This window comes from Thioclava sediminum (assembly GCF_002020355.1).
Taxonomy (GTDB): domain Bacteria; phylum Pseudomonadota; class Alphaproteobacteria; order Rhodobacterales; family Rhodobacteraceae; genus Thioclava; species Thioclava sediminum.
Window position 1 is genome coordinate 124,658 of the sequence record NZ_MPZV01000003.1, and the last position, 23,688, is coordinate 148,345.

Annotated in this window: 21 protein-coding genes and 3 pseudogenes; 9 read left to right on the forward strand and 15 right to left on the reverse strand. The window is 61.1% G+C overall.

Annotated features, from left to right (window positions below; genetic code table 11):
• The first annotated feature begins 53 nt into the window (after nt 1–53).
• Genes BMI91_RS12920 through BMI91_RS12930 form a run of 3 tightly spaced genes read left to right on the forward strand, consistent with a single transcriptional unit; the run spans nt 54 to nt 4,710 of the window.
• Entirely contained in the window at nt 54–3,107 is a 3,054-nt protein-coding gene (locus tag BMI91_RS12920) for a methyl-accepting chemotaxis protein (RefSeq protein ID WP_078605245.1), read from the forward strand.
• A gap of 20 nt (nt 3,108–3,127) precedes the next feature.
• Complete coding sequence (locus BMI91_RS12925; protein ID WP_078605246.1) at nt 3,128–4,192, forward strand: protein-glutamate methylesterase/protein-glutamine glutaminase; 1,065 nt, start codon at nt 3,128–3,130, stop codon at nt 4,190–4,192.
• Entirely contained in the window at nt 4,189–4,710 is a 522-nt protein-coding gene (locus BMI91_RS12930; protein WP_078605248.1) for a chemotaxis protein CheD, read from the forward strand. Before BMI91_RS12925 ends, BMI91_RS12930 begins: the two co-directional genes overlap by 4 nt.
• Before the next feature lie 80 nt (nt 4,711–4,790).
• On the opposite strand, the pseudogene BMI91_RS12935 reads toward BMI91_RS12930, so the two are convergent.
• The 14 genes and pseudogenes from BMI91_RS12935 to BMI91_RS13005 all read right to left on the reverse strand — a co-directional run.
• Nucleotides 4,791–5,075, reverse strand: a pseudogene (locus BMI91_RS12935) (IS3 family transposase); the annotation flags it as partial.
• Nucleotides 5,076–5,088: 13 nt separating this feature from the next.
• Nucleotides 5,089–5,471 (reverse strand): annotated as a pseudogene (locus tag BMI91_RS20360) (integrase core domain-containing protein); the annotation flags it as partial.
• 44 nt (nt 5,472–5,515) lie between these two features.
• A complete protein-coding gene (locus BMI91_RS20365) occupies nt 5,516–5,728 on the reverse strand; it encodes a transposase (protein ID WP_425274941.1) in 213 nt (70 codons plus the stop codon).
• A gap of 72 nt (nt 5,729–5,800) precedes the next feature.
• Nucleotides 5,801–6,679, reverse strand: a pseudogene (locus BMI91_RS19710) (transposase); the annotation flags it as partial.
• Between the two features lie 41 nt (nt 6,680–6,720).
• The gene (locus BMI91_RS12960) at nt 6,721–7,083 is read right to left on the reverse strand and encodes a hypothetical protein (RefSeq protein WP_078520606.1); all 363 of its coding nucleotides are present in this window, start codon (nt 7,081–7,083) and stop codon (nt 6,721–6,723) included.
• Entirely contained in the window at nt 7,083–7,469 is a 387-nt protein-coding gene (locus tag BMI91_RS12965) for a response regulator (RefSeq protein ID WP_078605254.1), read from the reverse strand. The genes BMI91_RS12960 and BMI91_RS12965 overlap by 1 nt, the downstream gene beginning before the upstream one ends.
• A 24-nt stretch (nt 7,470–7,493) precedes the next feature.
• Nucleotides 7,494–8,333: a CheR family methyltransferase gene (locus BMI91_RS12970; protein WP_078550483.1), complete on the reverse strand. Its 840-nt coding sequence runs from the start codon at nt 8,331–8,333 to the stop codon at nt 7,494–7,496.
• Complete coding sequence (locus BMI91_RS12975) at nt 8,330–8,800, reverse strand: chemotaxis protein CheW (RefSeq protein WP_078520609.1); 471 nt, start codon at nt 8,798–8,800, stop codon at nt 8,330–8,332. The genes BMI91_RS12970 and BMI91_RS12975 overlap by 4 nt, the downstream gene beginning before the upstream one ends.
• A gap of 3 nt (nt 8,801–8,803) precedes the next feature.
• Nucleotides 8,804–11,041, reverse strand: a complete 2,238-nt coding sequence (locus tag BMI91_RS12980) for a chemotaxis protein CheA (protein WP_078605257.1) — start codon at nt 11,039–11,041, stop codon at nt 8,804–8,806.
• 10 nt (nt 11,042–11,051) lie between these two features.
• On the reverse strand, nt 11,052–11,417 hold the full coding sequence (locus tag BMI91_RS12985) for a response regulator (protein ID WP_078520611.1): 366 nt from the start codon (nt 11,415–11,417) through the stop codon (nt 11,052–11,054).
• Complete coding sequence (locus tag BMI91_RS12990) at nt 11,408–11,698, reverse strand: STAS domain-containing protein (RefSeq protein ID WP_078605259.1); 291 nt, start codon at nt 11,696–11,698, stop codon at nt 11,408–11,410. The genes BMI91_RS12985 and BMI91_RS12990 overlap by 10 nt, the downstream gene beginning before the upstream one ends.
• Before the next feature lie 113 nt (nt 11,699–11,811).
• Complete coding sequence (locus tag BMI91_RS12995; RefSeq protein WP_078605261.1) at nt 11,812–12,768, reverse strand: glucokinase; 957 nt, start codon at nt 12,766–12,768, stop codon at nt 11,812–11,814.
• Nucleotides 12,765–14,099, reverse strand: a complete 1,335-nt coding sequence (locus BMI91_RS13000; RefSeq protein WP_425274942.1) for a GH1 family beta-glucosidase — start codon at nt 14,097–14,099, stop codon at nt 12,765–12,767. Before BMI91_RS13000 ends, BMI91_RS12995 begins: the two co-directional genes overlap by 4 nt.
• 40 nt (nt 14,100–14,139) lie before the next feature.
• Complete coding sequence (locus BMI91_RS13005; RefSeq protein WP_078605263.1) at nt 14,140–15,171, reverse strand: LacI family DNA-binding transcriptional regulator; 1,032 nt, start codon at nt 15,169–15,171, stop codon at nt 14,140–14,142.
• A 256-nt stretch (nt 15,172–15,427) separates the two neighbouring features.
• On the opposite strand from BMI91_RS13005, the gene BMI91_RS13010 reads away from it, so the two are divergent.
• The 6 genes from BMI91_RS13010 to BMI91_RS13035 all read left to right on the forward strand — a co-directional run bounded on the left by BMI91_RS13010 (nt 15,428) and on the right by BMI91_RS13035 (nt 23,364).
• The gene (locus BMI91_RS13010; RefSeq protein WP_078520615.1) at nt 15,428–16,792 is read left to right on the forward strand and encodes an ABC transporter substrate-binding protein; all 1,365 of its coding nucleotides are present in this window, start codon (nt 15,428–15,430) and stop codon (nt 16,790–16,792) included.
• A gap of 73 nt (nt 16,793–16,865) precedes the next feature.
• Nucleotides 16,866–17,843: a carbohydrate ABC transporter permease gene (locus BMI91_RS13015; protein WP_078520616.1), complete on the forward strand. Its 978-nt coding sequence runs from the start codon at nt 16,866–16,868 to the stop codon at nt 17,841–17,843.
• Entirely contained in the window at nt 17,843–19,000 is a 1,158-nt protein-coding gene (locus BMI91_RS13020; RefSeq protein ID WP_078605265.1) for a carbohydrate ABC transporter permease, read from the forward strand. Before BMI91_RS13015 ends, BMI91_RS13020 begins: the two co-directional genes overlap by 1 nt.
• Nucleotides 19,000–20,640 (forward strand): alpha-glucosidase, encoded by a 1,641-nt coding sequence (locus BMI91_RS13025; RefSeq protein WP_078605266.1) that lies wholly within the window; start codon nt 19,000–19,002, stop codon nt 20,638–20,640. Before BMI91_RS13020 ends, BMI91_RS13025 begins: the two co-directional genes overlap by 1 nt.
• A 10-nt stretch (nt 20,641–20,650) precedes the next feature.
• Nucleotides 20,651–21,736: an ABC transporter ATP-binding protein gene (locus BMI91_RS13030; RefSeq protein ID WP_078605268.1), complete on the forward strand. Its 1,086-nt coding sequence runs from the start codon at nt 20,651–20,653 to the stop codon at nt 21,734–21,736.
• 71 nt (nt 21,737–21,807) lie between these two features.
• Nucleotides 21,808–23,364, forward strand: coding sequence for a trimethylamine methyltransferase family protein (locus BMI91_RS13035; protein ID WP_078605276.1), 1,557 nt, complete (start codon nt 21,808–21,810; stop codon nt 23,362–23,364).
• 4 nt (nt 23,365–23,368) lie between these two features.
• On the opposite strand, the gene BMI91_RS13040 is transcribed toward BMI91_RS13035, so the two are convergent.
• The gene (locus BMI91_RS13040; RefSeq protein WP_078605278.1) at nt 23,369–23,644 is read right to left on the reverse strand and encodes a putative quinol monooxygenase; all 276 of its coding nucleotides are present in this window, start codon (nt 23,642–23,644) and stop codon (nt 23,369–23,371) included.
• Nucleotides 23,645–23,688 lie beyond the last annotated feature (44 nt).

The following is a 23,688-nucleotide window of genomic DNA, read 5'->3' on the forward strand; positions in this document are numbered from 1 at the left end:
TCGCGATTGCCCCGATAGGTCGGGTCGCTGCCGCAGTTCGCCGGAGGACGTTGATGCGCTTTCTCGACAATCTGAAACTTGGACTGAAATTGCCGCTGATGCTGGTGGCGATTGCCATGGTCGCGCTGACCATCATGGGAATTTCAGCCTATCGTACCGCCTACGGACTGTTGGAAAGCGAAGGGACGCAGCGGCTCTCGCGAACGCTGGCCGCGCGCGTCGCCCTCGCGGAGGACTGGGCGCAGACACTGGCCTCCAATACCCGCACGATCGCCGCGAATCCCGACACGGCGCGGGCGCTTTACGATTTCACCAAGAGCCTCAACCGGCTCGATCCTCCCGCCATCGAAAGCCTGCGGACCGGGGCCGCAGAGGCCGGTGCGTCCGAGGGCGAGGTGAGCGGCCCGCTCCGGGACTACCGCCTGCTACTCGACCGCTATGGACCCGCCATCGATCAAATTTTGGCCGAGAATGGCCTGAGCGATTTCTATCTTATCGATCGTGACGGTCGCATTGTATTTGCCGCGCGTGATCACAGCGCGATTGGTCACGCGCTTGCGGATGAACCGGCGGGGCTGATCGAGGCCGCGACCGCTGCGCTGGATTGGTTGAGCGCGCCGACGGGCATGGTGGCGGCCGATACCGTCGCCGTTTCGCCCCCGCATTTCGAGTTTGCCAAGGGTCGGTTCTTCGCAGCGCGCCCCGTGCGAAGCGGAAATGGTCTCAAGCTCGGTGCTGTGGTCTTGCGAAAGCCAATGGCCGAACTCGGGGGGATCATGGCCAACCCGCGCGGCATCGGCGCGACCGGTGAAGGTTTCCTGATTGACGAGAAAGGGAGGCTGATGAGCGATCTGCGCTTTCCGGCCAACGCTCCAAAACCGGGGGAGGTTTTGCCCGCGGCTACCGTGAGTGCTGTAGAACAGGCGCAGGAAGAGGTGATCTCTTTGCATGGGCATCCAGCGATCGAGAGAACCCAGAAGGTCACTGTATTCGATCAGCCCTATTGGGCGGTCGTCGAGCAAGACCGTGCGGAGCTGTTCGCTCCTGCCACGTCACTTGCACGTGCAATGCTATTCAACGCCTCTTGGCTCATCCTTCTATTGGCGGCCCTTTCTGCCTGGATGGCACGATCCGTCTCCAGCCCTCTCAAGTGCCTCGAAAGATCCATTCGCAAGATCAGCGGAGGCGATTACGCGAGCGAGATCGCACAGACTCGCCGTGGCGACGAAGTCGGCGCAATCGCCACCGCGCTAAGCAACCTGCGCGACGAGCTTGATCAGTCTGAAGGGATCAAACGCGAGGCCACGCGCCAGGGCGCAGCCTATGCCAACGCCTCCGCCGCCCTGATGATCGTCGATCGCGACTTCCGTATCACCCATGTCAATCGCGCGCTCGTCGATCTGGTCGAGTCGCGGATCGACGAGTTTCTCGTTGTCAGTCCTGACCTTGACCCCAAGAATCTTGTGGGCCGCTCGATGGATGATTTTCACGCCAATCGGGGACATGCTCGTGCGTTGCTTGGGGATCCAACTCAATTGCCCCTTCATGTCGATATCAAGGTTGGCGAGGGTCGTTTTGGCGTCGACGTCACCGAATTCGTCGATGGGCAGGGCAATCAGGCGGGGTTCGTGGTCGAGTGGCGTGACGTGACGGAGCGACGGATGAAGGATGCCCTCATCGCGGCCATCGAGCGAGGTCAGCTCTTTTGCGAGGCCAATCCTGCCGGGATGGTCGTTCGGATGAACGCAAATCTGCAATCGCTCCTCGGCGCTCAGGCACCAGACCTCGTGGGGGCCCCTCTGAAGGACTGGCTAAGCACGGTTGATGGAAGTGATCTTTGGCCCGCGATTGCCGCCGGTGAGCCCGTCACAGCCCGCTTTTCGATAAAGGACCCACAGGGCAATACCTTTCTGCTTGACGGTTCGCTCAATCCGATCTCGGATAAAGCAGGGCGCTTGATGAAGATCGTGCTCATGGCCAGTGACGTGACCGTCGCGGAAGCCGCGCTTGCCTCCGCACAACAGCGAAATCTCAAAATGCTCGAGGCTCAAAAGTCCGTCGTCGAGACGCTTCAACTCGGCCTTGCGGCCCTGTCGCGCGGCGACCTGAGCCTGACGCTCGACACGGAGTTCTCGGAGGAATACGAGGCGTTGCGCAACGATTTCAACGCTGCGGCGCAAAACCTTGCGGCAGCGATCCTCTCGGTCATCGACAACGCTGCGGCGATCGACACTGAGGCCAGTGAAATCGCCTCTGCTTCTGACGACCTCAGCCGGAGAACGGAGCAACAGGCTGCGACGCTTGAAGAAACCGCAGCCGCACTAGATCAGCTCTCATCCTCTGTCACGACTTCGGCGCAAGCCGTGGCCGAAGCGGATCGGGTGGTATCAGAAGCCCGCAGCAGCGCGGAAACCTCTGGTGAAGTGGTCAAGCAGGCCATACAGGCGATGAGCGAAATCGAAACCAGCTCACAGCAGATTTCCAAGATCATCGGCGTGATCGACGAGATTGCATTCCAGACCAACCTACTTGCGCTCAACGCTGGTGTCGAAGCTGCGCGCGCCGGTGAAGCGGGTCGCGGTTTCGCCGTTGTCGCTTCAGAAGTACGCGCCCTCGCGCAACGGTCTTCCGAAGCCGCACGCGAAATCGACACCCTGATCACCGCGTCGAGCGAACAGGTGACCCGAGGCGTGGGCCTCGTCGGCGAAACCGGCCGTGCGCTCACGGAAATTCTTAACGCTGTCGTCGATATTTCGGCACGTGTCTCTGAAATAGCGGGCGGTGCCCATGAGCAGGCAGAGGGGCTGAAAGAGATAAATACCGCGGTGAATCAGCTGGACCAGGTGACGCAACAAAACGCAGCAATGTTCGAAGAAACGACCGCCGCCAGTCACGCGCTGATGACAAATGCGACATCCCTGCGCGACATCACTGCCCAGTTCAAAGTCAGTATGCGGGCGACGTCGAACGAAGGCGAGAGCACTCTGTCGGCGCAAAATCAACATGGGGTTCAGGCAAGCGAAGGAGGCCGTGAACTTCCGCAAGCGGTGGGCGAAACCGCTCCGCGCGGTACCACCTTTTCAGCTGAAGACTGGGAAGAGTTTTGAATTCGCACGAAGGACACGCGATGCCAAACGAATTGCCGCTCGCCAAGAAAGTTCTCATCGTCGATGACTCGGCTACGATGCGTCAACTTATTCGAGCGCGTCTGGCAAACGACGCGCGCCTAGTCGTCGTCGGCGAAGCGGCGGACGCGTTTGAGGCGCGTGAAAAAATTAAAGCGCTTTCGCCGGATGTGATCACGCTCGATGTCGAGATGCCGAGGATGAACGGCCTCGATTTTCTTGAACGCCTCATGCGTTTGAGACCGATGCCCGTGGTCATGGTGTCGATGGAAACCCATAGCGGATCGCGCGCCGCAATCGAAGCGCTCGCCCTCGGTGCGATCGATTGCGTGGGAAAGCCGCGGTCTGGTCACCTCGAAAAGAGTTTTAAGACGCTTCCAGATATTCTTCTTGCGGCAGCAAACGCTCGACTGCCTCAGAGTGGGGTCGAGCGAGCTGCGGTGAGGCCCGCACGAAACTTTCACTGGGCCGGTCAAATCGTGCTGATCGGGTCCTCGACCGGCGGCGTTGACGCCCTCGAGACGATCTTGGAGGGATTTCCTGAAAATTGCCCGCCCACGCTCATAGCGCAGCACATGCCAGAGAGCTTCCTCGCGAGCTTCGCCGAACGGCTTGATCGTATCATCGCGCCAAGTGTGCGGCTTGGCCAAACGGGCCTCCCTCTCGCACAAGGGCAAGTCTATCTTGCGCCTGGTGGCCCGACGCATCTCACGGTTCAAAATGACAGAACACCTTACCTGTCATTGCTTGAAAGCGAGAAGCGAAACGGACATCGACCGTCGGTGGATATTCTGTTCGAATCCGCACTGGATATGGCTACGAATGCCGTCGTCGTTTTACTCACCGGTATGGGCCGAGATGGCGCAGAGGGGATGATGCTCTTGCGCCGAGCCGGAGCACATTGTTTTGCCCAAGACAAGGAGACGTCGACTGTTTTTGGAATGCCGAGGGCGGCGCTCGAAATTGGCGCGGCGTCCTATTCGGTGGCCCTTGAAAAAATCGCCCCAGAAATTCTCAGGAGATGTGCTCAGAGCCCGGCAAAGGTCAGGAAAGTAGGTGAAACATGAATGCAGTTTCCACAGACAGACCGATCCATATATCGCAAGGCGAGTTTCTCGTCGCCGGCACGGGCGCGCAATCTATTACAACGATCCTCGGCTCTTGTGTCGCCTGTTGTCTCTACGATGAAAATGCGCAGGTCGGTGGTATGAACCACTTTCTATTGCCGAATACGACTGGTTCAACCTTTCAAGCGGCAAGCTTCGGCGTGAATGCGATGGAGCTTTTGATCAATGAACTTATTAAACACGGGGCGCAGCGCAGTGAGCTACGTGCGAAGCTATTTGGTGGTGCGCGCATGGTCAACGGCCTCTCGGACATCGGCTTTAAGAATAGCGAGTTCTCAATCGCGTTCCTCGCTAAGGAGCGTATCACATGTGTCAGCCAGAGTTTGGGCGGTTCTCAAGCACGTAGGGTAGAGTTCTGGCCCGATACTGGCCGCGCGCGCCAGAAAATGCTTGGTAATGCAGGAGTCTTTGAGCGCGATGTCACGCCCGCGCCGGCTCGCGAAATCGAACTTTTCTGACGTGTTAGATGGCAGAAATACATGTCAAATGAATGCCCCCGCGTTTCTTAGACGCCTTCGTGTTTCAGTTTCTGCTGCCGCTAAAAGTCGACGGGCGACAGCATTCCGTTCCGGGCGTGCGTGCGCTTTGGATTGTAGAACATCTCGATGTAGTCGAACACATCCTGCCTGGCTTCTTCGCGTGTTCGGTAGGTCCGTCGTCTGATCCGCTCACGCTTCAGCAGGTTAAAGAAGCTCTCAGCTTCCGCGTTATCATGGCAGTTCCCACGGCGGCTCATCGAGTGCTCCAGGTTGTGGGCTCGTAGGAACGCCGCCCAGTTCATGCTGGTGAATTGGCTGCCCTGGTCCGAGTGGATCAGCTGACCTGCCACGGGTCTTTCATCCAGCAGCGACCGGAGTCCGGTTGCTATTTACGCCGATCAGCGTAGGTTGAGTAATCGCCCGACGCGCGGGGTTATCATCTCGCGTAGCGGGGCCGGCGATTGCGGAGGACACTACTCGCGCGTAGCCAGCCGGGGTCTCGTAATCCAAGGCGGAATGTGGACGCTCGGTGTTGAAGTCGGCAGCCCAAACGGCGATCACGACGCGCGCATGAGCCAAGTTACGGAACATGGTTTCGTTGAGCAGCTCATCGCGCATCCGGCCGTTGGAACTCTCCACGAAGCCGTGTCTCGCATCGGCTTGCCCGGCGCGATGTAGTGCCATTCGATCCGGTGCTCGGCACACCACCGCAGGATGGCGTTGGAGGTCAGTTCCGTGCCCCTCGCCATTGTCTCTCGGACCAATGGCATGACATGGCTCATCGTCACCACTTTTTTGAAACCAGTTCCTTCATCGGCGCCAAGTCCGGCATCTGCCCGGCCAGCAGCTTCTTCAGCTTCGTGTTCTCGTCTTCGAGCGTCTTCAGCCGCTTTGCCTCCGGCACCGTCATGCCGTGCTTGCGGCACAGGTCCGCGCACTTCACGCCTGCCTCGTGTTCGGCCAGGATGCCGATGATCTGCTCGTCCGTGAATCTCATTCGCTTCATTGTCCATCCTCAAGTTGGGTCGGTCTCCAATCGATGGTGGAGGAAAAATCCCGTGGCTGGTCACAAAACCTTTGCGCGGGGTTTCCTCCGGCATGGCGCCATGAGTAACGCTTGCAGGACAACGTCTTTCGTCTGTCGGCTCTGCATTGCCCAGCCGACGACACGATGCGAGATAGACGAGGATGAGAAAACGATCCGGGGGATCGTTTTCCTGACGACCATCAATGACCACGGCGAGATAGGCGAAACCTTCCTGTTTGCGGATAGGAAATCTCGGTCACCCAGGCCTTATCCGGTGTCGCCACGCTGAACTGTCGGTCTAGAGTGTTGTCGATCTGCGCCTTGATGCCCGCCAGCCTGGCCAAAAGGGCGACCCGGTTCAGGAAGATGCTTTCGCCCTGCTCGAGAAGGTCGTCATGTAGATTGCGGTGACCACAGACCTTGCCGTTTTCCACCCACGCCTCCTTCAGCAGCGCAATCTGCCGCTCGTCTTCTCGAGCTCGCTTGCTCAGTGGGGCCTTCAGCCACGCGTAGAAGCCCATCGGCTGGATACGTAAGCAACGCCACATCGCCCGAATAGAGAACTGCCCGCGATGCTCGGCCACGAACGCGTATCTCACTTGGCATCCCTGGCGAAATAGGCGCTCGCCATTGTCCTCGGACCAATGGCGGACAATGGCTCACAATTTTTTTTATGTCCCGCTCCTCCGTCACTCTCAGGAGGTCACGCTTGAGCCGACGGATCTCGGCATCCTTCTCCGCGTCGCCAGTCGAGGCTTTCGAGAACTTCTTCTTTCAGAAGTCGAGGGAGTATTGGCTCACGCCCAAGCGCTCGGCTACCTCCCTGAACGGGTAAATCCTCTCCGAGAGCTGCGCGACGGCATCTCGCTTGAAATCGTCGCTGAACGTGGGTCGCCGCTCATCATGGCCTCCTTGCCTCAAAATTAGCAAAGAAGGCGTCCACGATACACGGGGCTATTCAATCAAAGCCAACTGACGTCACCTTCTGAGGCGCGCGTTTCAATTTCTGTAAAGTGCTGCGGATCGAGTGCATCAGCGAGATCTTGAAGTCGAAGCGAGGCGAAAATTGGGTCCGCATCACAGGCTAAGTCGGGTGAAATCTGTTCAGCTAGTGTGCTGACGAACACCCCGAGATCTTCGAGCGATTGGCTGATGCGATCAATGCTCTGTAACTCGCGAATGATCTGCGGAGCAAGGCTGCTGTCGATCCCGCTCGCCGAAAGGGCACGCTGGAGGGAAATCGACATGCGAGCGAGCGCTTCCAATTCACGCCCGACGCGCGCAGTTAGATCAGCAAGCGGAACTCGGCGTGCCTGCTGTTGCATTACAAACGTCCTACAACGGCTTCAATACAAGCTTTTAGTTCGGGCGGAGTGAATGGTTTCTTGATGAAGTTATTCATCCCGAACCGTCGACCCGTATCGATGACTTCACGATCGGCCCGCCCGGTGATCAGGATGAAGCCTAACCCCTTTGTGCGAGCATCCTTCCGCATCGCCTGAAGGAATTGCAATCCGTCCATACCCGGCATGTTATAGTCAGAAATCACAAGATGGACAGGCTTGGCTTCGAGGATCTGGAGCGCGCTTTTGCCGTCGGTTGCGTATCCGACCTGCTGGATTCCCATCGCGTCAAGCGCCTGCATGATGAGCCCGCGGCTTGTCGACATGTCATCGACCACGAGGATGCGTAATTGGTCTCGTAATGCCATAAAATGCGATCCTGTCCAGTTAGGTTAAGTCAGTCTATAAGAGGTGACGCCAGCTGTTCTGAGTTTAGACTGATCGCCATCTGTCACCCTTTCCGAATGGCCAACAAACAAGTATCCGCCTGGCGCTAGCTGTTCCTCAAACCGTTTCCAAAGACTGACTTGTGCCTCGGGCGCGAAATAGATGACGACGTTGCGGCAGAAGATCACGTCAAATTTTCCGCGCATCGGCCAAGGATCGTGAAGATTGAGTTCGCGAAACTTCACGATATCGCGGAGCTCTGAGATGATCTGAAAGTCTTCACCCTCTGGTCGGAAATATTTCTTTCGCAAAGTCTCGGGCACAGCTGCAACTGCGGTCGCGGGATAGAAACCCTTCGACCCTGCTGCGATCATAAGAGGGTCGATGTCGGTTGCGAGTATCCGAAGGTCTAGCTTCGCAAAATCAGGCGCGCATTCGGCAATCGTCATGGCTATCGAATAGGCTTCTTGTCCGTTCGACGATCCCGCAGACCAGAGCCGAACGCGACCACCATTCCTTGCAGTTTCCAAGAGGGTGGGAAGAACGATACGGCGCAAGGATTCGAAATGATGGTTCTCGCGGAAGAAATGGGTCACGTTTGTGGTGAGTGCGGACACCATTTGTCGACGCTCTTCGCGACCAGATTCGGAGGTCACGAGAGCGATATAGTCTTTGTATTGCGCGAGCCCCAAGGTCCGAAGTCTCTTTGCAAGACGGCTTTGCACCATCGAAGATTTGCCGGGCGCAAGCACAATGCCCGTCGTCTCGTGCAGGAGCTGAGCGATAGCTCTGAATTCGGACTCGGTCGGTGCGACCTGCCCCAATGTGGACAGGGGCACGTTCATGCAGCTTCGATCGCCTCTTGTGGCAACACGGACGTGAGATCGAGAATCCTGATCATCCGGCCTTCTACGATAGTGAGCGCCGAGATGTATCGTTGCGAAATGTCGGCATTAAGGTCGGGCGGAGATTGCATTTCAGAGCGGGGCAGGGCGAGTATGTCCGAGACCGCATCGACGAGAAGCCCTGCGGTTTGGCTGCCGACCTGGACGACAATGATCACGTTGCGTGCGTCACCGGCGACCGGTTCCATACCGAGACGGATGGAAAGGTCGACGACAGGTAGAACGGTACCTCGCAAGTTGATCACGCCGCGTACAAATGCGGGGGCGTGCGGGAGCGGCGTCGCCCGGGTCCAACCTCGAATTTCGCGCACGGACATGATGTCGACGCTGTATTCTTCATCGCCGAGTCGGAAAGAGAGAAGCTCAACCTCTGCGGCTTCGGTTTTCGGCATGGTGTCTTCGGTCATGGCTTATCCTGCGAGTGAGAGATCAATGGCGCGGGTGTTGCCCGATGCGGATTGGACGAGATCAGCGGGGTCGAGAATGAGCGCGATTTGACCGTCGCCAAGAATCGTGGCGGCAGCGACGCCCGGGATGTGACCGTAGGACTGCTGCAGCCCCTTGATGACGACCTGGCGCTGCTCGAGGATTGAATCGACGACGAGGGCGGAACGGGCGCCATCTTCCTGAGCGGTAAGCAGAACGACGTCGCCGCTATAGGAGCGCTTAGGTGCGCGATATCCGAGTTCGGCACCGAGATCGAAAAGAGGAACGAAGGCGCCCCGCAGATGGATGACGTTGGTCGACGGGCCGAGCGCGCGGATGTCTTCGCTTGTGAGCGTCGCGGTTTCGAGGATCGAGGAAAGCGGGACCACGAGGGTTTCGCCCGCGACATTGACGACCATGCCGTCGAGCACGGCTAGGGTCAGTGGCAGGGAGATCGAGAAGCAGCTGCCTTTGCCAGGTTCAGAGGTGATTGAAATTCGACCGCCGAGGGACTGGATCGAGCTTTTCACGACATCCATGCCGACGCCGCGGCCCGAGAGTGCGGAGACCTGGTCCGCAGTGGAGAAACCGGGCAGGAAGAGAAGGTTGTCGATTTCGTTGTCGGAAAGCTGGGCATCCGGGGTGACAAACCCCTTTTCGATGGCTTTTTCGAAGACCTTCTTGCGGTCGATGCCACCACCGTCATCGCTGACTTCGATCACGACACGGCCGGATCGGTGGTGGGCTGAGAGGGTGACGATGCCTTCGCGCGGTTTGCCGATAGCCTCGCGCATGTCGGGGGATTCGAGGCCATGATCGACGGCGTTGCGGATCATATGGGTGAGCGGATCGGCGAGGCGCTCGATGACGGTCTTGTCGACCTCGGTGGTTTCACCTTCGGTTTTGAGACGGACATCCTTGCCGATCGCCGACGAGGCTTCGCGCACGATCCGGGCCATCCGCTGGAACAGCGGCTTGACCGGCTGAGCGCGGATCATCATCACGCTGTCCTGAATATCACGGGTCAGCATCATGAAGGCTTCAAGCCCGGTATTCACGGCGGAATTGGGCGGCAGGCCGGCTTCGGCGACAGATTGGGCGAGCATGGCCTGGTTGATCACCAATTCGCCGACGAGGTTCACCAAGCGGTCGATTCGCTCGATATCTACGCGCACGGTGGCGCCGGGCTCTGCAGCGGGAGTGGTGTTGGATGCCGCAGGCTGAGCGGCGGAGGGCTTCGCGGCCTCTGCCTGTTGCTCGGCCGGGGAAGGGTCAGGCGTGCGCGCGGGAGCTTCGGTTGCGATCTTTGCTATGTCATCGGTTGGGGGAGGCGCGGCATTGACGGAACCGGGACCATTCACTTCCGCCTCGGGTTCAAATTTCTCATCTTCCTCAGTGAAGCCTGACGGTTCGCCATCTATTTCGGGAAGCTCCGGGAGGGGCATTTCCCGTGTATCGAGGATCGGCGAAATATCGATCTGGCAGACGTCTTCGACAAATTCGAACACTTCCCGAATTTCCTCTTCCGTTACATCTCCAGTGATCTGGACGGTCCAGCTTAGATGGTTCTCCTCAGGGTCGAGCGCATCAAGTGGCGGGACCGCCTCTGCGTCGGTCATAATCGAGACCTCCGCGATCTCGGCGAGGGCGCGGAGGAGCTGCAGCGGCTCGTTGCCTGAGGCATAGAGTGCGCCATCGGGGCGGAACTGCAGGGTGAAGCCGGTCGGGGACGCGTCCTCGGGCGTAAAATCGAAGTCGAGGTCGAGCGCGAGGCCCATCGGCTGGAAGTCCGCCGCCTCCACCTCGTCTTCCGCATCAGCCGTATGTGAAGGTCCGCGATCCCCCAAAAGCGCCTCAAGCGCCTGAAGGCACTCCTCGGCGGCCTCGGGTTCGGGAGACCCTTCACGCGCGGCACGGATTTCGTCTGCAAGCAAATCGGCCGCCTGGAAAAAGAGTTTGACCGCCTGAGGCGTCAGGTCGAGCCTGCCGGCGCGTAGCTCGTCCAAAACGGTTTCGAACCGATGCGCAAAAGCGACAAGCGCATCGAGCCCGAACGCGCCTGCGCCGCCCTTGATCGAATGGACCGCCCGGAAGACGACATTGATTGTCTCCCCATCGTCAGCGCCCTCGTCGAGGTCGGAGAGCGCGTCTTGCAGGCTTTCGAGCAGCTCTTCACATTCGATGAAGAAGGATGCTTTGATTTCTGCCATTGGGTCGGACATGTCGCGCTCCTTATCCGGCAACCATGTTGAGCGCCTTGACCAGTTTGGTCGGGTCGAAGGGCTTCACGATCCAGCCGGTCGCCCCGGCGGCGCGGGCGCGGGCTTTCAGCTCGGCCGCGGATTCGGTGGTGAGGACGAGGATCGGGGTCGCGCGGTGGCGATCCTGCCCGCGCACGGCCTCGATGAAGCCGAACCCGTCGAGGCGCGGCATGTTGATGTCGGAGATGATCGCGTCAGGCTCCAGCCCGTCGAGCACCTCCAGCCCGTGCACGCCGTCTTCGGCGAGGTAAAGCTCCATCCCGGCATGTTCGAGGGTGAGCTTGAGCATGTCGCGAATGGTGCGACTGTCATCGACCGCGAGAACTTTCAGTGACATGGGGCCTCCGCATCCGGCAGGTGCTGGAGATCCTCATGCGAGAGGCCGAACCGGGTCAGGGCGCTGTCGAACGCCTCCGAACTCGAGGCGATCTCGAGGCGGCGACCTGCGATGCGGGCAGTCTTCGCCGCAGAAAGCAGCAGTTGCAGCCCCAGCGCGCCGAAATGGGTCACGCTGGAGGCATCGAGGGCGACATCTTCCGTCGCCACGCATTGCAGCGACGCTTGCAAGGGGCGCACGGTCGCAAGGTCGATCCGGTCGGGCAGGGCAAGCGCGGTCATGGCGCCACCACAAAATCACGAAGGCAGAGCGTACGCATCGGCAACCTCTTTCAAACACATCCGTGAAAGAGGTCTAAGACCAAGCCGTTAAAATAGCCTTGACGGAAACGCGCCTATCGCACCATGCGCGAAGAAAGATAGGAGGCGCAGCCCTGAAGTGCTGCGTAGTCGTCTTCGACCACGCTGACCGGGAAGGCGCGCAGGAATTCCGAGAAGCGCCCCTTGGCCTGCATCGCCTCGGCGAAACCGAACTCGTCGAGCCACGGGACGACGCCGCGCGCAGCCCCGCCGATCAGGTAGATGCCGCCGAAGGGCAGGTGGGTCAGCGCCAGATCGCCCACGACCCGGCCCAGCATCTGCACGAAAAGCTGTCCGGCCGCGACGGCCGTCTCTTCGCCGCGGGTGATCGCTTCGAGGATCTCCTGGCCCGAGGTGGTCGCGTCATCCTCGCCCCTGAGATAGGCGTAGAGCCGTTCCAGACCGCGCCCCGACACGACATGCTCGACACTGGCGAAATCGTGTTTCGCATCGAGATAGGTCTTGAGCGCGAAATCCTCCTCGGTCTCGATCGGCAAGGTGGTGTGGCCTGCCTCGGAGGGCGGCACGACGCGCCCGCCGGGGCCCTCATGCACGGGCGCTGCATTGAACCCGGTGCCGATGCCGACCACCAGTCGCGCAGAGCCCTCCTTCGCGGGCAGGCCCGGCAGGATCGAGTGCACGGCATCGTCGGCGAGGCTTCCCAGCGCATGGCCCTGCGCCTGCAGATCGTTGAGCACAAAGACATGATCCGTCCCGGTCAGCCGCGCGATATTATCGGCGCGGATCACCCAGGCGAGATTGGTCATCTCGGCCACGTCGTCGCGCACCGGACCTGCGGCAGCCACGCAGGCGCCCGCGATCTCGCCGCAATCCTCGTCGCGGATATACTCCTCGAGGATGTCCTCAAGCGCACCCCGCCCCTTGTTCGAGAAGCGGCGGATCGTGGAGTGGATCAGCTTGCCGTCGCGGGCCATCGCCACGCGTGTATTGGTGCCGCCGATATCGGCCAGCAGGGTGATTTGATCGCTCATCCGCGGCTCCCCAATGCGTCTTTCCATGCCAGATAGGACGCTTTGGGGGTGCGCTGCAAGCTGTCGAAGTCCACATGGACGAGCCCGAAGCGCTTCTCGTAGCCCAGGGCCCATTCGTAATTGTCCATCAGCGACCAGCCGATATAGCCCTTCACCGGCACGCCCTCGGCAATCGCGCGCTGCACGGCGGCGAGGTGGTCTCGGTAATAGGCGATGCGATGCGGGTCCTCGACCTTGCCGTCTTCGACCACATCGGGCGCGGCCATGCCGTTTTCGGTCACGTAGAGCGGCAGATCGCCGGTATATTCGCGCTTGAGCCGTGTCAGGAACTGATAGAGCCCCTCGGGATAGATCTCCCAGCCCATCGCGGTCTTGGGCAGCGGGCCGTCGACTTCGTGATGCGCAGGCCACGGCCCTTCTGTGGGCGCGATGCGCTTGCAGGTGTAGTAATTGAGGCCGAGCCAGTCGAGCTTCTCGCCGATCAGGGCGAAATCGTCTTCCCAGTTATGCGGCATATGGGGGGCGAAGGCCTCCATCACCTCCTGCGGATAGCGGCCCTTGAAGATGCCCTCCACGAAGAACCGGTTGTAATAGGCGTCATAGAGATTGGCGGCCGCCGCGGCCTCGGGCGTCTCATCGGCGGGGATCGGGTATTCGAGATTACACACCGCGCCGAGGTTCTTCATCCCATGTGAGCGCATCACCCGGATCGATTTGCCATGTGCGACCAGAACGTGATGCATCGCATGGGCCGTGGCGCGGATATCGCGCAGGCCCGGCGCGTGATGGCCGAGGAAATGGCTGAGCCAGCCTACGCACCACGGCTCGTTGATGGGGGCGGCGGACCAGATGCGGTCGCCGAGCCGATCCGCGATCACTTGCGTGAAATCGGCGAACCACGAAGCGATGTCGCGGTTGCGCCAGCCGCCCTTGTCGGCGAGCGCGGCGGGCAGTTCCCAGTGATAGAGGGTGAGCGCCGGTTTGAAGCCACGCTCCAGCATTCCGTCGACCAGCCGGTCGTAGAAATCCAGCCCCTCGCGGTTCACCGGGCCTCGGCCTTCCGGCATGACCCGCGCCCACGACGTCGAGAAGCGGTAGATGTCGAACCCTACATTGGCGATCAGGTCGAGGTCTTCCTCCCAGCGGTGATAGTGGTCGCAGGCGACCGCACCGTTCTCGGCGCGCACGACATTGCCCGGCGTGGCGGCGAAAGTGTCCCAATGGGTCGGGCCCGCACCGCCGAAGGAATGACCCTCGATCTGATAGGAGGAGGTGGCAACGCCGAACTGGAAATCGGCAGGAAAATCAGCGCGTTTCGGGAGCATCTTCATCCTGTATATAAAATTTGTTTCAACTCGGGCGCAGCGCGCCTCATTGGGTGGGGACCGGACCGGTGGACTGGCCGACGACCAGAACCGCCTCCATCAATTCGTGGCGCGGGCTGCGGTCGCCGCTCTCGATTTGTTCGATCAGAAGCGCCGCACAGCGCCGTCCCGCCTCACGTACCGAGGAGCGCGTCGCGGTGAAGATCGGCTCTTCCGCCGTGCCGTTTTTCAAGTAACCCAGCTCGTCGTCATGGGTCACGATCGAGACGTCGCGCCCCATCACCAGACCTGCCTCTTCTATGCCGCGCCGCGCGCCCATCGCAGAGAGCAGCGAGGCGGTCAGGAAAGCCGTCGGCGGGTCGGGCCATCGCAGCATCTCGCGTGCCGCATCATGGCCCTGCGCCTCGGTCATCTCGCCCTCGACGATCAGGGCCGGGTCGATGGCCATATCACGCGCCTTGAGCGCCGCCTCATAGCCGCGCCGGCGCCTGCGGGCGAAATCCATCTCACCGATGCCGTTGATCAGCGCGATCCGGCGATGCCCCAGATCGAGCAGGAAATTCGTCGCCCGCTCGAAGGCGCGCTTGTTGTTCACATCGACCCAGCTGAAGGCGGAATCCGATCCGCTGACCCGCCCGTGCAGAACGTAGGGCATCCCAAGCGTGTCGAGCATGGCGATGCGGTGATCCTCGACCTTAGGTGCGTGAATCAGCACGCCGTCCACATTCCCTTTCGAGCGCAGCTCGGCATAGGCGCGGGCCTCGGAATCGTCGGGCACGATGGTCATGACCATATCGTAACCCGCACGCGCATAGACTTCACCGGCACCCGCGATGAAATCCGCGAAAACCGGATTCACGATCTCGTGGCGGTCCGAGATCGGAATGATGTGGCCGATGGCCATCGCACGGCCCGTCGCGAGGCGCTTGGCCTGCGTGTTGGGATGATAATTGGCGGCCTCTGCCGCTTCGCGCACCCGACGCCGCGTGGCCTCGGAGACTTCCGGGTAGCCGTTGAGCGCGCGACTCACAGTGGTGGGCGACAGCCCCAATTCGAGTGCCAATGTCTTGAGATTCATGAGCCAAACCGCTTTGGATTATCGCGAGGGTAGGGTGCGCAACTAACGGCGTCAATGATGCGCGTGCGGCGCGGCATATGCTGCGATGCGGCATAAACTTCTGGGTAAGTCATGAGGATATAAAGCGGAATTGATTTTAGCGTGAGCAGGCACAATTGACTTCTTCGCGAGGCTCTGAAACGGTCGGAGTTGTCCAAAGCGCTTTGGGCGGGCGAGTCGCCTTGGGCCAAAAAGCGCGACACACCGGGAGGATTTCATGACCAAACATCTGATGCTTGGGATCGCGGCGCTCGCGCTGTCGGCGGGGCTCGCTCACGCGCAGGATCTCAAATTCGCGCCGGGCAGCGATGCCGACAAGTTTGACTGGGCGAGCTATGATCAATTCAAGAACGACACCGATCTGAGCGGCGAAACGCTCACGATCACCGGCCCGTGGACGGGCAACGACAAGGCGCTTTTCGAGAGCGTTCTGGCCTATTTCTCGGCCGCGACCGGCGCCAAGGTGAACTACTCCGGTTCGGAAAGCTTCGAGCAGGACATTGTGATCGCCGCGAAGGCTGGCACGCCGCCGAACATCGCGGTCTTCCCGCAGCCGGGCCTCGCCTCCGACATGGCCAAGCAGGGCTACCTGACGGCGATGCCCGATGGCACGGGTGACTGGATCAAGAACAATTACGCCGCCGGGAAGTCCTGGGAGGATCTGTCCACCTACAAGGGCAAGGACGGCGAGAACCACACCTTCACCTTCCCCTTCAAGGCGGACCTGAAATCGCTCGTCTGGTATGTGCCGGAGAACTTCAAGGAAGCGGGCTACAAGGTTCCCGAGACGATGGAGGACCTCAAGGCGCTGACCGAGCAGATCAAGGCCGATGGCGGCACGCCGTGGTGCATCGGTCTGGGCTCCGGGGCAGCGACCGGCTGGCCCGCGACCGACTGGGTCGAGGACTTCATGCTGCGCACGCAGTCGCCCGAGACCTATGACGACTGGGTCACCAACAAGCTGAAGTTCAACGATCCCAAGGTCGTCGAGGCGATCAAGGATTACGGCTGGTTCGCCAAGACCCCCGGCTTCGCCGAAGGCGGCGAGCAGGCGGTGGCCACCACCGACTTCCGCGACAGCCCGAAAGGTCTCTTCGACTTCCCGCCGAAATGCTACATGCACAAGCAGGCGAGCTTCATCCCGACCTTCTTCCCCGACGGGACCAAGGTGGGTCAGGACGTGAACTTCTTCTACTTCCCGTCCTATGCCAGCAAGGATCTGGGCAAGCCGGTACTCGGTGCGGGCACGATGTTCGGCATCACCAAGGACTCCAAGGCCGCCGAAGCCTTCGTGAAGTTCCTCGAGACCCCGATCGCCTCGGAAATCTGGATGGCGCAATCGGGCTTCCTGACGCCGAACAAGAACGTCAATCCGGCGGCCTTCGCCAATGACGTGCAGCGTCACATGAACTCGATCCTTCTGGACGCGACGACCTTCCGCTTCGACGGGTCGGACCAGATGCCGGGCGAGATCGGCACGGATGCGTTCTGGAAAGCGATGGTCGCCTACACCACCGGCGACGAGACCGCGCAAGAGGCCGCAGACGCGGTTCAGAAGCGCTGGGACAGCATCCAGAAGTAAGTAACGCCTGCGCCCCCGGAGCCGTTCTCCGGGGGCGTTCGCATCTTTTCACGCCGGTTCGGGGAGGGGCCAGATGTCACCGATCTTGCAGGGTCTGATTACGATCGCGCTTGGGGTGGGCGGCTGTGTCGCCTATTTCTACGCCGCGAATATCGTCCTCGACAAAGTCATCTTCCCGCCGAGCGGCAAAGACCCGGGGCGCAATATCAACCGCGCGAACATGGTCCGCCCTTGGCTGTTCCTGTTCCCGGCGATCTTCGCGCTCGGTCTGTATCTGGCCTATCCGGTGGTGGGCTCGTTCTGGCGCTCGCTGTTCAACCGCGACGGCGGCACTTTCGTGGGCCTTGGCAATTACGAACGGCTCGCGATGGATCCGAGCTTCCGTCAGGCCGTGTTCAACAACTTCCTCTGGGTGCTGGTGGTGCCCGCGCTCGCGACCTTCCTCGGTCTGCTTGCAGCGCAGCTCACCGACCGCATCAAATGGGGTAACATCGCGAAATCGCTGATCTTCATGCCGATGGCGATCTCCTTCGTGGGCGCCTCGCTGATCTGGAAATTCGTCTATGCGGTGAACCCCGATATCGGGATGATCAACGCGATCCGCGTGGCCTTCCACATGCAGCCGCTCGACCCATTGCAGGTGCCGTTCTGGAACAACTTCTTCCTGATGGTGATCCTGATCTGGATCCAGACCGGTTTTGCGATGGTGATCCTCTCGGCGGCCCTGCGCGGCATCCCCGAGGAGACGATCGAGGCCGCGGTGCTGGATGGTGCGAACCCGTTCCAGCTGTTCTTCAAGATCAAGGTACCGCAGATCATGCCGACGATCGTCGTGGTCTGGACCACGATCACGATCCTCGTGCTGAAGGTCTTCGACATCGTCTACGCCACGACCGGCGGGAATTTCGGCACGCAGATCCTGCCCAGCTACATGATGCAATACATGTTCCGCGATGACGGGCGCGCGACGGCTGTGGCCTTCGTCATCATGATCATCGTGCTGCCGGTGATGATCTGGAACATCATTCAAGCCCGTAGGGAGACGCGCTGATGGCCGCTATCGCAGGACAGAAATCGCGCCTGACTTGGGCGGTGCAACTCTCGGTCGTCTTCATGGTGGTGCTGTGGCTGGTGCCGACGGTGGGGCTGTTGGTCAGCTCCTTCCGCACGACCGACCAGATCAGCCAGTCGGGCTGGTGGGACGCGGCGTTCTCGGTCGAGAAAGCCTTCCGCGACCGCATCCCGGCCGACGGCGAGAAACAGGTCGACGGGCTCTACGTGCTCGAGGGCGATCTGCTCAATAGTGGGCAGAACGCGAATGACCTGAAAGCGGGCACGACGATCACCGCCTTCGGCACCTCGGGCATCAAGCCGGGCGCCTACAAGGCGGGGGAGACGGTCGATACCGGCGACGGCGGCACGCTAAGCGTCGCCAAGGACGGCACCTACAAGGCCACGTCGAAGACGAGCTTCGACGGTTCGGGCCCGCGGGTCTATTTCGTGGCCGAGATGCCGCCCGCCTTCACGCTGGCCAATTATCGCAACGTGCTGTTCTCGGACGGCATGGGGCAGGCCTTCATGAACACGCTGACGGTAACGATCCCGGCGACGATCATCCCGATCCTCGTGGCGGCCTTCGCGGCCTATGCGCTGGCCTGGATGGAGTTTCCGGGCCGGGGCCTCTTGATCGCGGCGGTCGTGGGCCTTCTGGTCGTGCCGCTGCAGCTCGCGCTGGTGCCGCTTTTGCGGCTCCATCAGGAGATCGGCATCGGGCAGAGCTTCCTCGGGATTTGGCTGGCCCATACCGGGTTCGGCTTGCCGCTCGCGATCTACCTTCTGCGCAACTACATGGTCGGTCTTCCGCGCGATATCATCGAAAGCGCGAAGGTCGACGGGGCGACCGATTTCCAGATCTTCATGAAAATCGTGCTGCCTTTGTCATTCCCGGCGCTTGCTTCTTTTGCAATCTTCCAATTCCTCTGGGTCTGGAATGACCTACTTGTCGCGAAGGTCTTCCTTCCGGCGAACGACGCCTCGAAGGTGATGACTGTGAAGATCGCCGACGACCTTCTGGGGTCGCGCGGCGGCGACTGGGGCATTCTGGCGTCCGCCGCCTTCATCTCCATCGCCGTGCCGCTTCTGGTGTTCTTCGCTATGCAGAAATATCTCGTCCGCGGTCTGCTGGCGGGTTCGGTTAAAGGTGGTTGATGAAAACCCTTACAAAGAAAGAAGACTGGTGGCGCGGGGCCGTGATCTACCAGATCTATCCGCGCAGCTTTCAGGACAGCAACGGCGATGGCATCGGCGACCTTCTGGGGATCGTGAGGCGCCTGCCGCATGTCGCGAGCCTCGGGGCGGATGCGGTCTGGATTTCACCCTTCTTCACCTCGCCGATGAAGGATTTCGGCTATGACGTCAGCGATTACACCGATGTCGATCCGATGTTCGGCAGCCTCGCCGATTTCGATCAGGTGATCGCGACGGCCCATGCGCTGGGTCTGAAGGTGATGATCGATCTGGTGCTGAGCCACACGTCCGATCAGCACCCGTGGTTCCAGGAAAGCCGGTCGAGCCGGGACAACCCGAAGGCGGACTGGTATGTCTGGGCCGATCCCAAGCCCGATGGCACGCCGCCCAATAACTGGCTGTCGATCTTCGGGGGTCCGGGCTGGCATTGGGACAGCCGGCGCGAGCAGTATTACATGCACAACTTCCTCGTGGAGCAGCCCGATCTTAACTTCCACAACCCGGAAGTGACGCAGGAATTGCTCAACGTCGCGCAGTTCTGGCTGGAGCGCGGCGTCGACGGCTTCCGCCTCGATACGATCAACTTCTACATGCATGACGACGAGCTGCGCGATAATCCCGCGCTGCCGCCGGAAGAGCGTAACGACCAGACCGCGCCGAAGGTGAACCCCTACAATCACCAGCGCCACATCTACGACAAGAACAACCCCGAGAACCTGCGCTTCCTGCGCAAGCTCCGCACGCTGATGAACAATTACAACGCGGCGGCCGTGGGCGAGGTGGGCGATAGCCAGCGCGGGCTGGAGATTCTCGGCGAATACACCTCCGGCGCGGACAAGATGCAGATGTCCTACGCGTTCGAGCTGCTCTCCGGGCATGAACCGCTCAAGGCGAGCTACTTCAAATCCGTCTTCGACAAGGTCGATGCGGTGGCCAAGGACGGCTGGGTCTGCTGGGCCTATTCGAACCACGATGTGGAGCGCCATATCTCGCGCTGGCAGCTGACGCCGGCCTCGGCGCGCCTCTATACTTCGCTGATGATGTGCCTGCGCGGCTCGCTCTGCCTCTATCAGGGCGAGGAACTCGGCCTGCCCGAGGCAGAGCTGTCCTACGAAGACCTGCAGGACCCTTACGGCAAGGAATTCTGGCCGGAATTCAAGGGCCGTGACGGCTGCCGCACGCCGATGGTCTGGGAGCGTGACGCCGCCTATGCGGGCTTCTCGCAGGCGCGCCCGTGGTTGCCTGTGCCCACCACGCACCAGAATATCGCGACCGATGTGGCCGAGCACGATCCGGCCTCGCTGCTGCACCATTACCGTCGCGCGATCGGCTTCCGTCGCAATCACGACGTGCTTCGGACCGGCGCGATGGAGGATATGTACTGTTACGGCGACCTGCTGGTCTTCACGCGCAGGAACGAGGAGGAGACGATCCTGTGCTATTTCAACCTGTCCGATCATCCGGTGAACGCCACCGTTCCGCCGGGCAACTGGGTGACGGTGGGGGGCGAACTGGGCTCGATCCGACCGATGCCCGATCACACTTTGCATCTCGGCCCATGGCAGCCGAGCATTCTGCGCCTCGACGAACACGAGGCCTGAGGGGGAGACTATGGCCGAACTCAAACTGGAAAACGTCGCGAAAAGCTATGGCGAGGTGTCGGTTCTCGAGAACATCAACCTTGACATCAAAGCGGGTGAGCTGATCGTCTTCGTGGGCCCCTCGGGCTGCGGGAAATCGACGCTTCTGCGGATGATCGCGGGGCTCGAGAAGATCACGGGCGGCACGCTCGAGATCGACGGGGTGCGGATGAACGACGTGCCGCCGTCGAACCGCGGCATCGCGATGGTCTTCCAGTCCTACGCGCTCTATCCGCACATGACGGTGCGCGACAACATGGCCTTCGCCCTGAAGATCGCGAAGATGAGCAAAGACGAGATCGATGCCGCCGTCAATAAGGCGGCGGATATGCTGCAACTGACAGATTACCTCGACCGCCTTCCGAAGGCGCTCTCGGGTGGTCAGCGGCAGCGGGTCGCCATCGGGCGCGCCATCGTGCGCGACCCGAAGGTCTATCTCTTCGACGAACCGCTCTCGAACCTCGATGCGGCGCTGCGCGTCGCCACCCGGATCGAGATCGCCCAGCTCAAAGAAGCGATGCCCGATCGCACGATGATCTACGTCACCCACGATCAGGTCGAGGCGATGACGCTCGCGACCCGGATCGTCGTGCTGGCGAACAAGGGGATCGCGCAGGTCGGCACGCCGCTGGAGCTTTATGAACAGCCGCGCAACGAGTTCGTCGCGCAGTTCATCGGGTCTCCCGCGATGAACCTGCTGTCGGGCGAGATCACCGAGACGGGCGAGATGACCACGGTGAAACTCGATGGCGGCGGCATTGCGCGGTCGACCATCCCGACGCGTCCCGAGGACCTGTCGCGGCGCGTGAAAATCGGGGTGCGCCCGGAGGATTTCGTGCCCACCGAGGACGCGGCGATCTACACCGGTCGCGTCGATATCGTCGAAGCTCTGGGCGAAGTGACGCTTCTGTATTTCGAGGCCGAAGGCGGTCACGACCCGATCATCGCGAAACTGCCCGGCATCCATCACGACCGTCGCTATACCGAGATTTCTCTCGGCGCCGATCCGTCCAAAGTGCATATCTTCGCGGACGGTCAGTCGCTTCTCTACCGCTGACGGACGCAAACAGGCCATCGCGCATCCCTCTGCCCGTTAGTTTGAGGCGAGATAAACGGGCGGAGGCAATCATGGCCGATTCGGAACTGGGTGAACGTGTGGGGCGTCGCGCGCGCGGTGGTGGCGGGGCAGCCCGTCGGGCCGAACGCACGGCCGTGAAGGTGGAGTTCTCGCGCTTCATCACGCGCAACATTCCCGACATGGAAATCCTGAACGAGGAAGCCCTCGAGATCATTGAGCATAACGCGGAAACCGTGCTCGAAGAGATCGGCGTCAATTTCGTCGAGAACCCCGAAGCGCTGGAACGCTGGCGCGAGGCCGGGGCCTCGATCGAAGGCGAGCGCGTGCGTATTCCGCGCGGCCTTGCCCGCAAGCTCTGCGCGACCGCGCCGTCGCAATTCACCCAGCACGCCCGCAACCCCGAGCGCAATGTCGAGATCGGCGGGCGCAACCTCGTCATCGCTCCGGTCTACGGCCCGCCCTTCGTGCGCGACAGCCAGGGTGGCCGCCGCTACGCGACGATCGAGGATTTCCGCAACTTCGTGAAACTCGGCTACATGTCGAAATGGGTCCACCATTCGGGCGGCACCGTCTGCGAGCCGACCGATGTGGCGGTGAACAAGCGCCATTTCGACATGCTCCACGCGCATATGACGCTTAGCGACAAGCCCTATATGGGCTCGGTCACCGAGCCCTCGCGCGCCGCCGACAGCGTCGAGATGTCGAAGATCCTCTTCGGTGATGATTTCGTCGACAACAACACGGTGATGACCTCGCTCATCAACATCAACTCGCCGCTGACCTTCGACTCCACCATGATGGGGGCGCTCGAGGTTTATGCGAAGGCCAATCAGGCTTGCATCATCTCGCCCTTCATCGTCGGTGGCGCGATGGCGCCGGTCTCGGTCGCGGGCACGCTGACACAGGTGCTGGCCGAGGTGCTTGCGGGCGTCGCCTATTCCCAGCTGATCCGTCCCGGTGCGCCGGTGATCTTCGGGGCCTTCGTTACTTCGATCGACATGAACTCGGGCGCGCCCACCTTCGGCACGCCGGAAGCCTCGCTGATCACGCTCGGCGCGGGTCAACTCGCGCGGCGTCTGAACCTGCCGTATCGCTCGGCGGGCGGGTTCACCGGGTCCAAGCTGCCCGATGCGCAGGCCGCTTACGAGACCGCGAATACGCTCAATAACGGGCTCTATGCGGGTGTGAACTTCATGCTGCATGGCTGCGGTTGGCTGGAGGGCGGTCTGGTCTCTTCCTACGAGAAATTCGTGATGGATGCCGACCAACTGGGCATCCTGCACAGCCTCGCAAAAGGCGTCGATATCTCGGAGAACGGTCAGGCGATGGATGCGATCCGCGAGGTGGGGCCGGGCGGTCACTATCTCGGCTGCGCCCATACGCAGGCGAACTTCAAGGATGCGTTCTGGCGCACCAAACTGCTCGATTACCGGCCTTTTGAGACCTGGGAAGAGCAGGGCGCGCCCGACACGATGGCGCTGGCGACGAAGCGGGTCGAGAAGATGCTCAGCGAGTATCAGCAGCCCGCGATGGATCCGAGCGTCGCCGAGGCGCTGGCGGCTTATGTCGCGCGCAAGAAGGCCGAAGTGCCCGACGCCTTCCTGTAACGGCTCAGTCTTCGTCGATCTGATAATCCCGCGCGATCCCCCCGGTCGCGCGGCCCCAGTCCGAGGCCTTCGTCCGCGCCTGATGCGCCTCGAACGCGGCCCGGTCGGTGAAGCGTTCCGTGACGGTGAAGACCAGCGGATCGGCTCCTTGCCTGACTTCGAACATCTCGCATCCCGGCTCGGCATGGGTCAGCGCGATATGCTCGGGCAGGTGAACGCGGACAATCCCCACCTCGGCGGCATCGGCGCAGATCAGGCGCCCGGTCAGTTTGACGGCCATCTTTGTCTCCCCAAAAGAAAAGGCCCGCGCCTTTCGGACGCGGG